This is a genomic window from Solitalea agri (assembly GCF_023914155.1).
GTDB classification, from domain to species: Bacteria; Bacteroidota; Bacteroidia; order Sphingobacteriales; family Sphingobacteriaceae; genus Solitalea; species Solitalea agri.
This window is the reverse complement of the sequence record NZ_JAMWYS010000035.1, coordinates 122,922-137,492: the sequence shown is the minus strand read 5'-3', so window position 1 is coordinate 137,492 and position 14,571 is coordinate 122,922. Positions and strand designations below refer to the sequence as shown.

General features: G+C 37.9%; 12 protein-coding genes. 8 read left to right on the top strand and 4 right to left on the bottom strand.

Features of this window, described 5'->3' with window-relative positions; translation table 11 throughout:
- The first annotated feature begins 129 nt into the window (after positions 1-129).
- From NF867_RS10935 to NF867_RS10920, 4 genes are all read left to right on the top strand, one after another.
- Complete coding sequence (locus tag NF867_RS10935) at positions 130-1,680, top strand: Rne/Rng family ribonuclease (RefSeq protein ID WP_252588032.1); 1,551 nt, start codon at positions 130-132, stop codon at positions 1,678-1,680.
- Between the two features lie 105 nt (positions 1,681-1,785).
- The gene (gene radA / locus NF867_RS10930) at positions 1,786-3,174 is read left to right on the top strand and encodes a DNA repair protein RadA (protein ID WP_252587992.1); all 1,389 of its coding nucleotides are present in this window, start codon (positions 1,786-1,788) and stop codon (positions 3,172-3,174) included.
- Between the two features lie 3 nt (positions 3,175-3,177).
- Entirely contained in the window at positions 3,178-3,711 is a 534-nt protein-coding gene (locus tag NF867_RS10925) for a DUF1572 family protein (protein ID WP_252587990.1), read from the top strand.
- A gap of 165 nt (positions 3,712-3,876) precedes the next feature.
- The gene (locus tag NF867_RS10920; protein ID WP_252587989.1) at positions 3,877-4,185 is read left to right on the top strand and encodes a hypothetical protein; all 309 of its coding nucleotides are present in this window, start codon (positions 3,877-3,879) and stop codon (positions 4,183-4,185) included.
- Positions 4,186-4,244: 59 nt separating this feature from the next.
- Here the strand turns inward: NF867_RS10920 and NF867_RS10915 are convergent, their stop codons facing one another.
- Positions 4,245-6,140 (bottom strand): AMP-dependent synthetase/ligase, encoded by a 1,896-nt coding sequence (locus NF867_RS10915; protein WP_252587987.1) that lies wholly within the window; start codon positions 6,138-6,140, stop codon positions 4,245-4,247.
- A 95-nt stretch (positions 6,141-6,235) separates the two neighbouring features.
- On the opposite strand from NF867_RS10915, the gene NF867_RS10910 reads away from it, so the two are divergent.
- Complete coding sequence (locus NF867_RS10910) at positions 6,236-6,799, top strand: 2'-5' RNA ligase family protein (protein ID WP_252587985.1); 564 nt, start codon at positions 6,236-6,238, stop codon at positions 6,797-6,799.
- Positions 6,800-6,833: 34 nt separating this feature from the next.
- On the opposite strand, the gene NF867_RS10905 is transcribed toward NF867_RS10910, so the two are convergent.
- The 3 genes from NF867_RS10905 to NF867_RS10895 form a co-directional block, all read right to left on the bottom strand.
- A complete protein-coding gene (locus NF867_RS10905; RefSeq protein ID WP_252587978.1) occupies positions 6,834-7,415 on the bottom strand; it encodes a porin family protein in 582 nt (193 codons plus the stop codon).
- A gap of 186 nt (positions 7,416-7,601) precedes the next feature.
- Positions 7,602-10,415: a carbamoyl-phosphate synthase large subunit gene (carB, locus tag NF867_RS10900; protein WP_252587976.1), complete on the bottom strand. Its 2,814-nt coding sequence runs from the start codon at positions 10,413-10,415 to the stop codon at positions 7,602-7,604.
- A gap of 224 nt (positions 10,416-10,639) precedes the next feature.
- The gene (locus tag NF867_RS10895; RefSeq protein WP_252587970.1) at positions 10,640-10,954 is read right to left on the bottom strand and encodes a carboxypeptidase regulatory-like domain-containing protein; all 315 of its coding nucleotides are present in this window, start codon (positions 10,952-10,954) and stop codon (positions 10,640-10,642) included.
- 289 nt (positions 10,955-11,243) lie between these two features.
- Between NF867_RS10895 and NF867_RS10890 the strand changes: the two genes are divergently transcribed.
- From NF867_RS10890 to NF867_RS10880, 3 genes are all read left to right on the top strand, one after another.
- Positions 11,244-13,292, top strand: a complete 2,049-nt coding sequence (locus NF867_RS10890; RefSeq protein ID WP_252587968.1) for a M13 family metallopeptidase — start codon at positions 11,244-11,246, stop codon at positions 13,290-13,292.
- A 212-nt stretch (positions 13,293-13,504) separates the two neighbouring features.
- Positions 13,505-14,035 (top strand): AAA family ATPase, encoded by a 531-nt coding sequence (locus tag NF867_RS10885; RefSeq protein ID WP_252587966.1) that lies wholly within the window; start codon positions 13,505-13,507, stop codon positions 14,033-14,035.
- A gap of 47 nt (positions 14,036-14,082) precedes the next feature.
- Positions 14,083-14,556 carry a DinB family protein gene (locus NF867_RS10880; RefSeq protein ID WP_252587965.1) on the top strand — a complete coding sequence of 158 codons (474 nt, stop codon included), beginning with the start codon at positions 14,083-14,085 and terminating at the stop codon, positions 14,554-14,556.
- Positions 14,557-14,571: the final 15 nt, after the last annotated feature.

Genomic DNA, 14,571 nt, shown 5'->3' with positions numbered 1-14,571 from the left:
ACATGAACTGCAAACTAATGCGCTTGTGTCCTTGTTTTTCATTGGAATCAAACAGAGAATTAACTGTATTTATAACTAACTCCAATGTGCCCATATTATGGACCATTGGAATTATCAAGGATTTATTTTTTGGTAAAGGAACTTCTAATCAACTCAACTCCTACCGGAGTTACCATCGCCTTATTAAAAGATAAACAACTTATAGAGCTACATCAGGAACAGCGTAATAAAAATTATGCTGTGGGTGATATTTATCTTGGACGTATTAAAAAAATTATGCCGGGATTAAATGCCGCTTTTGTGGATGTAGGTTATGAGAAGGATGCTTTTTTGCATTACCTGGACCTTGGGCCGCAGGTACGTTCGTTATTAAAAGTAACCAAGGAAGTGCGCAATGGAAGTCATAACTATCATAATCTGCAGAGCTTTAATGGGGAAGAGGATATTAATAAGAGTGGAAAGATTTCTGAAGTTCTCAGTAAAAGCCAGCTAATTCCAGTTCAAATTGCTAAAGAACCCATTTCAACAAAAGGCCCCCGTCTGAGCTCAGATATTTCACTGGCCGGTCGATTTGTTGTATTAGTTCCGTTTTCCGATACCATTTCCATTTCTAAGAAGATCAAAAGTTCTACAGAACGCATGCGTTTAAGAAAACTGATCGAAAGCATTAAACCAAAAAACTTTGGTGTAATTATTCGCACAGTTTCTGAAAACAAAGGTGTTGCTGAACTACATGCAGATCTTACTGAATTAATCAATAAATGGGAGGAGTTTGCACGTCGTTTAAAATCTGCAGAACCTACCCGTAAAGTGTTAGGGGAAATTGACAGAACATCGAGTATTTTACGCGACATTTTAAGCCCCGATTTCCAGAATATTGTTGTGGATGAACAGAGCATTTACGAGGAGATCCGTTCATATATCCATAACATAGCTCCTGAGCAGGAGAAAATTGTCAAACTGCATAAAGGTCGTGAGGCCCTTTTTGAGCAGTATGGAATTGAAAGGCAGATCAAAACAGCCTTTGGACGCACAGTAAACTTTCATGGTGGTGCATACCTGATCATTGAAAGCACAGAAGCAATGCACGTTATCGATGTAAACAGCGGTAACCGTAATGCAAGTGAAGACACACAAGAGGAGAATGCTTTAATGGTAAACATTGAAGCGGCTAAAGAAATTGCCCGTCAACTTCGCTTACGCGATTTAGGTGGCATCATTGTTATCGACTTTATTGATATGCACAAACCGACAAACCGCAAAGCATTGTATGATGCCTTGCGAAAAGAAATGTCGGAAGATCGTGCAAAACATACTATACTTCCTCCTAGCAAATTCGGATTAGTTCAGATCACTCGTCAGCGCGTTCGCCCTGAAATGAACATCGTAACGGTAGAAAAATGCCCTACTTGTAATGGAAGCGGAGAGGTAAAAGCAACCATTACACTGGTTGATGATATTCAGAATAACCTCCAATACATTTTAGAAGAGCAGAATGAGAATAGCATTACACTTTGCGTTCACCCTTACATTGCGGCTTATCTAACTAAAGGACTTCCTTCTATTAGAATGAAATGGTTATTCAAGTATCGTAAATGGGTGAAAATTAAAGCTGTTACTTCCTATACGCTTACCGAGTATCATTTCTTTAATCCGAACGAAGAAGAAATCTCGTTTTAATTTGAAAATAGGTTAATTTGAAGATTTGAAAATTATAGGGTAACACAATTTTGCAATTGCCATAATTTTCAAATTTTCACACCCTCAAATTTTCAAATTAACAACGTGTCAAAAATAAAAACCTCTTATTTCTGTCAAAGCTGTGGCTATCAATCGCCGAAATGGCTTGGCAAATGCCCTGCTTGTTCGGCATGGAATACCTTTGTAGAAGAAGTTATTGAAAAGCCCAATACCAGTATACCTGATTGGAAGGCTGCTTCTCAATCTACCAGCACACAACGAGCACAGAAGCCTCAGGAAATCAACGCTATAAACTACAGGGAACAATCTCGAATTCAAACCATTGATGGGGAATTGAATCGGGTGCTTGGTGGCGGCATTGTTCCAGGCTCATTGATACTAATTGGAGGAGAACCTGGCATTGGAAAGTCAACACTGATGTTACAGTTAGCCTTGCAGCTAAAAGGTCATCGGGTTTTATATGTTTCTGGCGAAGAAAGTGATCAACAGATCAAAATGAGAGCCGAACGTTTGGAGCAAAGTATGCAAAACGGTGAGTGCTACATTCTAACAGAAACATCGACCCAAAATATTTTTAAGCAAATAGAAGAGCTTGAACCGGGAATAGTAGTTGTCGACTCTATTCAAACGCTTTATTCAGCTCACATTGAATCAACACCGGGAAGTGTTTCCCAAGTCCGTGAATGCACAGCAGAATTACTACGCTTTGCCAAAGAAACTTCAACTCCAGTATTCCTTATTGGCCATATCACCAAAGACGGTATGATTGCAGGCCCAAAAATTCTGGAGCACATGGTTGATACTGTACTCCAATTTGAAGGAGATCGACATTATTCTTACCGAATTTTAAGAGCTGTGAAAAACCGATTTGGCTCGGCATCAGAATTGGGCATTTATGAGATGCAGGGCAACGGACTACGTGAGGTGTCTAATCCATCGGAAATACTATTATCGCAGCGTGATGAGCCTCTAAGTGGCGTTACAGTATCAGCTACCCTAGAAGGTGCACGTACAATGCTAGTCGAGACACAGGCCCTGGTAAGTCATTCGGCTTATGGAACACCTCAGCGTTCTGCCACAGGTTTTGATACACGACGTATGAACATGCTGTTGGCAGTACTTGAAAAACGGGGTGGCTTTAAACTGGGAATGAAAGATGTTTTTGTAAATATTACCGGAGGTATTCGGATTGAGGACCCAGCTATTGACCTAGGACTCGTTGTTGCAATCATCTCATCAAACGAAGATATTCCTGTTTCATATAAAACCTGTTTTGCCGCCGAGGTCGGTCTTTCAGGTGAAATAAGAGCCGTAAACCGTATTGAGCAACGAATTGCTGAAGCTGAAAAACTTGGATTCGATCAAATATTCATTTCAAAATACAATCAAAAATCACTCGACTTAAAACGATTTAACATTGCCATTGTTAGTGTAGGTAAAATAGAAGAAGTATTCGGTTACTTATTTGGCTAATAAATGGAAACAATTGGACAAGTTTACCTTGAAAACATTAAAAAGGTATTTGCATCTCAAAAAGATCTGGCAGAAAGAACTTTTGCTCAACTCACAGAGCAAGAAATGCACTTTACACCTGATGAAAACACTAATAGTATAGCCATTCAGATACAACATATCAGCGGCAATATGAAATCAAGGTTTACAGACTTCTTTACTTCAGATGGAGAAAAACCAAACCGTAACCGTGATGCGGAATTTAATGAACAGCAACTATCTACAGAAAAGCTGTTAAAAATTTGGGAGGAGGGTTGGCTGATCCTTACTACACTTCTTAGCTCAATGGATGAAAAAGACCTCTTAAAAACGGTTTTCATTCGGGCTGAAGCGCATACTGCTTTAGATGCAATTAATCGCCAGGTAAATCATTATGCCTATCACGTTGGACAGATTGTTCAACTAGGAAAGCTTATTAAAAAAGGTGATTGGATTTCATTAAGTATTCCTAAAAACAAATCAGCGGAATACAATAGTTCTATGATTAACAGAAAATAACTGTGCATCTTCCGGTAATTTATTTTAGCTAAAGTAATTAAACCTTCAGTAATAATAGTTATCTTATTAACTACGTATATGTACGTAAAATAAAAATACTTGGCTGTTTTAATTTTTAATTACGCAAAAAGAAATAATTTTGACCGGGCAAAAACAATCTACTCTATGGAATTAAACTTTGACACAAAACCTTTGAGTTTAAAAACAAAACCTCAAAGAGAAAAAATTCCTCATGTTTCTCGATTATCCAAAGCTTCATCAGTTTATGAGATCCCTGGAGAAGAAATCAATGAGCAAACAGAAAGCAAATTTTATCGTAAAGAAATAATCCTCCCTGCATTGTTAATGATCGTAACATTAGTGGTAGGCACGTATACAGGTATTTCTATCCCAGAATTGATAATGATTTCCATAGGATGCCTATGGTACATCGTTTCTTGCTACAAAGCATTCAGGGAAGATGAAAACAATTAATCTTTAATTTTTTTGAGCAATAGCGGCCGATAATTTCTTTATCGGCCGCTTCTTTTTTATCAGTTTAACGATTTAAGATTATCGTCATTTAAAACATTTTTTCCTTCAGAAGTATATAATGCATCAATTCGTGATTGATAATAATCTGTTATTTTACCTCTAACCATTTTCATAGTACTATTTAAAAAGTGGTTTTGCTCGGTAAATCCTTCTGGCAGAACAGCAAATGTAGCAGGTAACCAGCGCTCAGGAAACATACCTGCAAATTTACCTTTACCTTTATATTCATTAACCTCCGACTGCAATAGTTTAATAGCCTCCCTCTTTCCCTCTTTACTATCCCAATTTAAATTACGTTGTTTCAAATAAGCCTTTAATGATTCTTTATTAGGTACAAGTAATGCAGTAGTATACGCATCCTGATTATTATGGAGCATTACCTGATCTATATACTTCGAGTTTTGCACCATCGACTCTTCAATACCTTCAGGACTATATTTTTCGCCGTCGCTCCCTATTAATAGACTCTTAAACCTGCCCAAAACGTACAAGAAACCATCCGCATCCATATATCCCAAATCGCCCGTATGGAGCCAACCGTTCTTAATTGTTTCGTCGGTAGCCAATTCATTCTTCCAGTAGCCAATCATAACGTTTTCACCCTTGATCACTATCTCTCCCTTTTGTCCAACTGGCAAGGCATTTCCATTATCATCGCAAATCTTGAGCTCCATTGGCTGTACCAAATACCCTGATGAACCTAATTTGTGCTTTTTTACTGAGTTAGACGAAATGATAGGAGTAGCTTCAGAAAGGCCATAACCCTGGAACATAGGAACCCCTATTGCATAAAAAAAGCGTTGTAAGTCAATATCTAGGAGAGCCCCTCCTCCAATAAAGAAACTAAGCTGTCCCCCAAACGCATCCCGAACTTTTGAGAAAACCAGTTTATCATAGATTGCAAGCAAAGGTTTATACAGAAGGTGAATACCCTTCCCTTTATTAAATCCTTCCTGATTGTAGTTGTAGGCTATTTTCAGGGCGTGATTGAAAAGCTTTTCCGTAAAGCCTCCCTTCTGCTTAATGGATGTTTCAATATTTTTTTTGAAGTTTTTAGCCAATGCAGGAACACTTAAAAGGAGATTCGGTCTAATTTCCTTCATATTTATCGGAATATTCTTAAGCGTGTCCATAGTGTTCTTACCAGGGTCAACCGTGGCAACACTGGCACCCGAAGCCATGAAGCTATAAAAACCGGCAACGTGGGCAAAACAATGATCCAGAGGCAAAATGATCAATGTTCTCCAGTTGGTTGGAATATTCATCAGGCTCAAAGCCTGTTCAACATTAGCAGTATAATTACGATGTGAAAGGATAATGCCCTTAGGATCGGCAGTAGTTCCGGAGGTATAACTGATATTTGCATAATCGTTATCCTTAATTAATTTATAGCGATTCTCAAATGCTGATGGTTTTGTATTCAGGAAATCGGTTCCCATTTTCAAAATATCACCGATAAACATCTCCCTTTCTTCGTATTGATCAAGCTCATCAAAAACAATGACCTTTTCTACATTCGGTAAATTGGTAATAATAGCTCTTATCTTAGAAAGATGTCTCCCTGAAACCATTATAAACTTAGCATCGGAATGTATAATGCGAAAGATCAAATCGTTACTTTCTTCCAACTTAACTGATAAAGGAACATTAATAGCACCAGCATATAATATTCCCAATTCACCTATTATCCATGTGTTGCGGCCTTCAGAAAGAAATGCAACCTTATCATTTTTTTCAACTCCCAAAGCCATTAACCCTGCGCCCAGTTGATGAACCTGAGCATGGGTTTGCGCATAAGATAGTGGTTCAAACGTATCACCGCGCTTCTCCCACAAAAATGGATTATTGCTATATTTAGCTACACTTTCTTCAAAAAGATCTATTATAGTCTTCATAAACAATTAAAAAGGATAGCAAAGATAATTTCTTTCTTGTGCCCTAGAAATAAATGCAAAACTAAATGCACGCATAAAATAAATAATAGCTAAACATGGGCTTATACCTGCTGGCGATACTTCCTAATGAACTTATATCCAATGAGATTATTGCATGGAAAGAATTGTTTGCAACAAAATATAACGCAACATACGGATTAAAAGTATTACCCCATATTACATTAAAACCACCTTTCGTACTCAAAGAGTCATTTATCAATACGCTTATAAGTGAGCTCCGTCATTTTACAAAACATGAGTTCTCGTTCAAGATTAATCTTGAGGGGTTTGGTTTTTTTACCGGGAAGAAAAGTGATGTAGTGTACGTAAAACTTACCGACACTTCCAATCTTCATCAATTCTACGAACGATTAGTTACGTTTCTAAACAATCAGTCGATGAGTATACTTCATCTTGAACCTTCTGCAAGGTATACACCTCATTTAACCATTGCATATAGAGACCTTTCGCTGGAAGCCAGAAAGATGGCTTGGTTAGAATTTGAAAATTTGAACTATGTGCGAACCTTTGATGTAAGTGAATTTCACTTGCTTAAGCACGATGGCAAGCATTGGCGTGCTCACACCTCATTTAAACTTAAGAAAGGAGTTGTCGGTTAAAACAACTCCTTTCAATAATGTGTATCAAAAGCTTTTATTGACCGCTTTTTTCTTGTTCAATAATGTTTTTGGCTTTGTCCTTATGCAAATAAATCTGGAATCCTAAATTTAAACTGACTTGATTAGTTGTAACTGAACTTCCGAAACCTAATGTAAGATCATATTTGAGCAAGCCTTCGAGGCCTATGTTTGGAGTAAGAAAATAAGCCAAACCCGGACCAAACCCTAAGCCCAAACCATTTGTATTACTTCCGGCTGTATTTACGCCCTGAATTCCTGCATTAGCCTCAAAAAACCAACTGCTGTGTTTAGAAAAGTCGATAGTTGGATCATGAAAATACTTTCGACCAAAGGCACCCACACCCCAAATAAATGTATTATCGCCATCATTATGAGCATATTGAAAATTCACATTCGGTCCAACAGCCACATTATCTTTAATAAAAAATCCAACCATAGGAGTTAACCCGAAAGTAAATGCACTATTTCCACTTTGAAATACTCCATTAATATTAGCGAGTTGTGCCCCAATTAGAAAGTTTCCCCTTTGGGTTTGTGCTTTAACAGTAAACGTAACTGTTAACAGCAAAATAAATAGTGTAGAGAGCTTTTTCATAATGTTAAATTTTAGATAAATAGCGTGTTATTATTTTCTCAAAATTTAGATGATACCCTAATTTACTTATGTTTAACTGCAATACAAAACAATAGACGGTTTTATGATCTGTTCGGCCATCCTCAAAATAAAAGCTCCCGGATAAAAACTATCCGGGAGCTTAAAATTTTCATGTATTAAATTGATCTATTTAGACAAATACATTGATTTTTCTTTTACCAAATGGCGGAAGTACGGATCCTCCAGATCTTTAATAAATCGGATTGCTTCACCTGTTGATTTCATTTCAGGGCCTAACTCCTTATTTACTTCAGGGAATTTCTCAAAGGAGAACACTGGCTCTTTTATAGCATATCCCTTAGGTTTCTCTACGATCGTAAAATCTTTCAGCTTATTTACACCAAGCATTACTTTAGCAGCAATATTAATGTAAGGAACATCGTAGGCTTTAGCAATGAAAGGAACTGTACGAGAAGCACGTGGATTGGCCTCAATAACATAAACGTTCTCATTCTTAATAGCAAACTGAATGTTTAATAAGCCTTTTACATTTAGCGATTTAGCCAATTTAATCGTGTATTCTTTCATTTTATCCTGAACATTTTGAGATAAACTGAAAGGAGGAAGTACAGCGCTTGAGTCACCTGAGTGAATACCTGCCGGTTCAATATGCTCCATTAGTCCAATAATATGAACATCTTCGCCATCACAAATTGAATCTGACTCCGACTCTTCTGCACGATCAAGGAAATGGTCGATCAGGATCTTATTATCAGGCATGTGACGAAGCAACTTAACTACTGCACGCTCTAACTCTTCATCATTGATAACGATTTCCATTCCTTGTCCACCTAATACGTAACTAGGACGAACCAATACAGGATAACCAACTTCATTGGCCACTTTAATTGCCTCGTCAGCAGAGTGTGCCACACCGTATCTAGGATAAGGAATATCCAAATCTTTCAACAAATCAGAAAAACGACCACGGTCTTCAGCAACGTCCATATCCGGGAATGAGGTACCGATGATCTTAATATTATTCTTGTGAAGCAATTCAGCCATTTTTAAAGCTGTTTGACCACCTAACTGAACAATAACACCTTCTGGTTTTTCAAGATCAATGATTTCGCGAACATGCTCCCAGAATACCGGCTCGAAATAAAGTTTATCAGCCATGTTAAAGTCGGTAGAAACGGTTTCAGGGTTACAGTTAACCATGATTGCTTCAAAACCTGTTTCTTTAGCAGCCAATAATCCGTGTACACATGAATAATCAAACTCGATCCCCTGCCCGATACGATTTGGGCCTGAACCTAAAACGATGATCTTTTTCTTATCAGATGGAATTGATTCATTCTCACCCTCGTAAGTTGAGTAATAGTATGGTGTTTGGGCAGGGAACTCTGCTGCACAAGTATCTACCATTTTGTAAACCCTGCGAATTCCAAGCTCTTTACGTTTATTGTAAATATCATCCTCTTCAACACCTAGTAAATAAGCTAATTGAAGGTCAGAGTATCCTTTTTGCTTCGCATTCATTAGCAACTCTTTAGGAAGATTTGCCAATGTATAGCGTTTGATCTCCAATTCAATGTGAACAAGATCCTGAATTTGCATTAAGAACCAACGATCGATCTTTGTAGCTTTCTGAACAGAAGACACTGGTACGCCTAAGGCTAAAGCATCTTTTACGTGGAACAATCTGTCCCAGCTTGGATGCTCAAGGCTATACATAATTTTGTCAAGATCCTTTAATTGCTTGCCGTCAGCGCCAAGGCCATATCGTCCGATTTCTAACGATTGACAAGCTTTTTGAAGCGCTTCAATAAAACTACGACCAATTCCCATTACCTCACCAACCGATTTCATTTGAAGGCCTAACTGCTTATTAGCCCCTTTAAATTTCTGGAAGTTAAAACGAGGAATCTTAACAATTACATAATCAAGTGAAGGCTCGAAGTATGCAGAAGTGGTTTTGGTAATTTGGTTTTCAATCTCATCCAAATTGTAGCCAATTGCCAGTTTAGCAGCAATTTTTGCAATCGGGTAACCCGTAGCTTTTGATGCCAGGGCCGATGAGCGAGAAACACGTGGATTGATCTCAATAGCAATGATTTTTTCATCATCAGGACTTACCGAAAACTGAACGTTACATCCTCCGGCAAAGTTTCCGATGGCACGCATCATTTTGATAGCCTGGTTACGCATGTCCTGGTAACAACGATCTGATAAGGTCATTGCAGGCGCAACAGTAATTGAATCTCCGGTATGAATACCCATTGGGTCGAAGTTTTCAATCGAACAGATAATGATCACATTGTCATTTCCATCACGCAAAAGCTCCAATTCATATTCTTTCCAACCAATAACCGCTTTTTCTACTAACACTTCGTGTGTTGGAGAAGCTTGCAAACCACGGTTTAATGCGGCATCAAACTCTTCTTTTTTATGTACGAAACCACCTCCGGAACCGCCAAGCGTGTACGAAGGACGGATTACCAAAGGAAAGCCAATCTCTTGCGCAGCCTCTTTACCCTCAAGGAAAGAATTCGCAATTTTTGAAGGGGCAACACCCACTCCAATATCAATCATTAACTGACGGAACTCTTCACGGTTTTCGGTTTTTTCAATCGCTGCAACATCAACACCGATAACCTTAACACCATACTTAGCCCAAATTCCACGTTCTTCTGCCTCTTTAGCAAGGTTCAACGCAGTTTGTCCACCCATTGTTGGCAATACTGCATCGATCTTACGCTCTTGCAAAATTTGCTCAATGCTTTCGCAATTAAGTGGCAAAAGGTAAACATGATCTCCAATAACATTATCAGTCATAATGGTAGCAGGGTTCGAGTTGATAATCGAAACCTCAATACCTTCTTCTTTTAATGATAATGCTGCTTGGGAACCTGAATAATCGAATTCGCATGCCTGGCCGATAATGATGGGACCAGAACCGATAATGAGGACAGATTTAATACTTTCGTTTCTTGGCATTTCTTGATGGGAGTCTAAAAATTGTGCAAAGGTATTATTTTCAGACTATAATTTATGGATTAATTTGAGATTTTTGAAATAAGTCTTGTAAGGTTAACAAAATGTTGATTATCAACTGATACAAAACGTAAGAGCCACTCCATTTGGGACGGAGCAGCTCTTCTTGCCTGGAATAAATATAGCTGGGATTATTATTTCAATTAAAAAGCTTATTGGAACAAACCTTATTGCGCAAGCTTAATATCACCAACATTTATCACTTTATTTTCTGGAACAGATACTTCAAACTGAACATCTTTTAAAGGCTCAATAGCATCTACCACAACCTTATAATTGCCGGGTTTTATGTTATTAAATTCAAAACTTCCCGAATTAACACTTGTCTTCAGCGAATCTGTACCCATAATAGCCCAAACATACGAAGCACCTGTACTTGGAACAATGTTCCCTTTAATGCCTGAAAGTTCAGCGGCTGTAAAAGCAAAAAGGCCTGCTGACAATCCGGTCAGCGCAACAATGCCTAGCATAATTCTTTTCATAATGTTGATTTTTAGTTTTTACAAATAATACGTTCAGGTAAACTTATTTTACATACTTGATGTGTTGATACATTATAAAGAGTCCAAATAATATGCCTCAAGAGTTAAAATATTAAAAACAAGGTTTTAAGAGCAAAAACATGGTTTTTAGTTGATACACAATAAGTTAACTGTGGAAAAACTGCACCTTTCTGGATAATAACTACCCAAGTTATGCAACACAGCCGTTACACATTTATATTTTAATCATAATAGTTTTCTTTCTTATTTTTAAAGAAATAATTCGATCATGAACCTATTAAAAGCTACCGTTCACGTATTGCTTTGGGGCACAATTGCCTCTGCACTAGTTGCGTGCAAACAAACACCAAAATCAACAATCGATATTGTAAAAACGGATATTGATTCTACTGCTAGTCCCAGCAAGGATTTTTTTCTGTATGCAAATGGTAATTGGATTAAAAACAACCCTATTCCAGCGGCCTACAGTAGATGGGGAATCGGCAACCTGGTAAACGATGAGATTTACGACAAACTGAAAAAGATCAATGAGGATGCTGCAAAAGCATCAGCAGAAGCAGGAAGCAATACCCAAAAAATTGGCGACTTCTGGCTGGCAGGTATGGACACCGTAGAAATTGAAAAACAAGGTATAAAGCCAATTGAGGCTGATTTAAATCGAATAAATGCCATCAAAGACATTCAGGGTGTTTTAACAGAAGTTGCTTATCAGCATACCCTGACCAATGAACCACTGTTTAGTTTAGGTGTATACCAAGACATGAAAAACAGTGAAGTAATGGCGCTCTATATTAACCAAGGAGGAATAGGCTTGCCTGACCGTGATTATTATTTCAATGCCGACAATCGCACCAAATCAATCAGAGATGATTATCGTCAGCAGCACCTTCCAAAAATGTTTAAGTTATCGGGACTTGATGAGTCAACAGCTAAAACAGCTGCCGAAGGCACTTACAAGCTGGAAGAGGGTTTGGCTAAAGCTTCACGCAAACTGGAAGCCTTGCGTGACCCCTACGCCAATTACAATAAAATGTCAGTCAGCGATCTAAATAAACTTACCCCTTCAATTAATTGGAACGACCTTTTAGTGAAGATGAAGATCAAGAAAGTAGATTCAATAATTGTTGGACAGCCTGAGTTTTTAAAGCAAGTGGAACAGAGCTTAAAAACAGTTTCTGTTAATGATTGGAAAAACTACTTGCGATGGAATTATGTTACTTCGGCCGCATCTTATTTAAACAAGTCGATCGACGACGAGAATTTCCGTTTTTATGGAACTGTTCTTACAGGTAAAAAGGCTCAGCGACCACGTTGGAAACGTGTTCTTTCCTCAGAAGAATCAGTTATGGGAGAAGTTTTGGGTCAACTATATGTAGAACAATATTACTCTGCCAAAACCAAAAAACGCTATGAAGATTTAGTGGAAGCCATTAGAGATGCCTATAAAGAACGTATTCAGAAATTAGACTGGATGAGTAATGAAACCAAGAAGAAGGCACAGGAAAAACTAGCCTCGATGACAAAAAAAGTTGGCTATCCTGATAAATGGAAAGATTTTTCAGCATTAAAAATCGACAGAAGTGCTTATGTAACCAATATGAAACGCGGTTCGGAGTTTTGGTATGATTATAATGTAAACAAATTGGGAAAACCAGTTGACAGAACCGAGTGGGACATGACCCCTCAAACTTATAACGCCTATTACAATCCATCGAACAATGAAATTGTATTGCCGGCTGGAATCTTCCTTATTCCGGGTTGGAACGATGAGGATATTGATGATGCAGTAGTTTATGGTTATGCAGCTGCCTCGACCATTGGCCATGAAATTACGCATGGGTTCGATGATCAGGGTAGTCAGTTTGATGCAAAAGGAAATCTTAAAAAATGGTGGACAAAAGAAGATGAAGCCAAGTTTAAAGATCGTTGCAAAATGATAGTAAAACAGTTTAATGAATTTAAAGTGTTAGACAGTATGCACGTCAATGGAGATGCTACCCAGGGAGAAAACATTGCTGACCTTGGAGGCATTTTACTGGGATGGGATGCATTTGTTAAAACCGAACAATACAAAAAAGGTGAAAAAATTAATGGCTTGACTCCTGCTCAACGTTATTTTCTGGGTTATGCTTTAGGCTGGCTAGGCCATCAGCGTGATGAGAGTTTGGCTAATCAAATTATGACCGATGTACATGCGCCTGCTAACTTACGAGTAAACGGTCCTTTTGCTAATATTCCGGCATTTTATGAAGCGTTTGGCATTAAGCAAGGAGACCCAATGTGGAGAGCCGACAGCTTAAGGGTGAATATTTGGTAAAACCAAGGTAGATTTTAGAATTTAGAAGTACGATTTTAGAAAGAAGCTAAAATTGTACTTCTAAAATTATTTCCTCCTGAAAACCTGAAACAAACGACTTCTTAGATTCCAAATCTTCCTAATCAATCTTAAATCGTACTTCTAAACTCCAAAATCAGTTAATCTAAAATTATTTAGCCTAAACTTGCACTTCTAAAATCATTTGTTCGAAAATGACTTCATCAGCGATAAAAAAGGTTGCTATTGTGGGGCCCGAGTCAACGGGCAAGTCAACCATGGCACAATACCTCGCCAGTTATTTCAATACTGTTTGGGTTCCGGAGTATGCCCGCGAATACTGCGAAGGTCTTGATCGCGATTGCACTTTAGAAGATGAGATCAATATGTTTTATGGTCAGTTAGCACTTGAAGAAAAATTTCTCCCAACTGCAAACAAATTGCTGATTTGTGATGTAACAGTAATGACTGTTAAAGTTTGGTGCGACGAAGTGTTTGGTTCCACTCCTGATTTTGTTGTGAATGAAATCAAAAACAGACATTATGACCACTACCTTTTAATGTACATTGATAACCCCTGGGAGAACGACCCATTAAGAGATTTCCCTGAAAAGCGAGAGTATTTTTTTGATATCTATAAACAGGAATTGGAATTGATAAATGCTTCGTACACTATAATAACCGGATTGGGGCAAGAACGTTTTGACAAAGGAGTTGAGGCCGTAAAAGCTGTTCTTAATTCATAACATCTATCCTAAAAACATCTTATACACTTAAAATATATAGCTCTAACATGAAAGAACAATTTGAAATGCTTAGAAAGACAAGAAAAAGCTTGCTTGATCTTGTCAGTGACTTAACAATTGAACAATTAAACGAGGTTCCAACTGGGTTTAACAATAACATCGCCTGGAATCTTGCTCATTTGATAGCGGCTCAACAAGGTGTTTGCTATTTACGTTCGGGCAATAAAATGATTATCGACGAAGCTCTTTTTGCAAATTATAAACCCGGCACTAAACCTGAGGATGTTATGAATCAGGAAGAACTTGAGCACATAAAGGGTTTATTTTTAAGCACCATCGATCAATTTGAAACAGATTACAATAATCAGCTTATTTCAAATTATACTCCTTGGACAACCCGCTATGGAGCTGAATTAAACAGTATTGAGGAAGCAACAACCTTTTTGCTTTATCATGAAGGGTTACATTTAGGCTATATAATGGCTCTTAAAAGATTAGTTGCCGTGAAAGAAAACGTGTAATTCTTACAATAAACA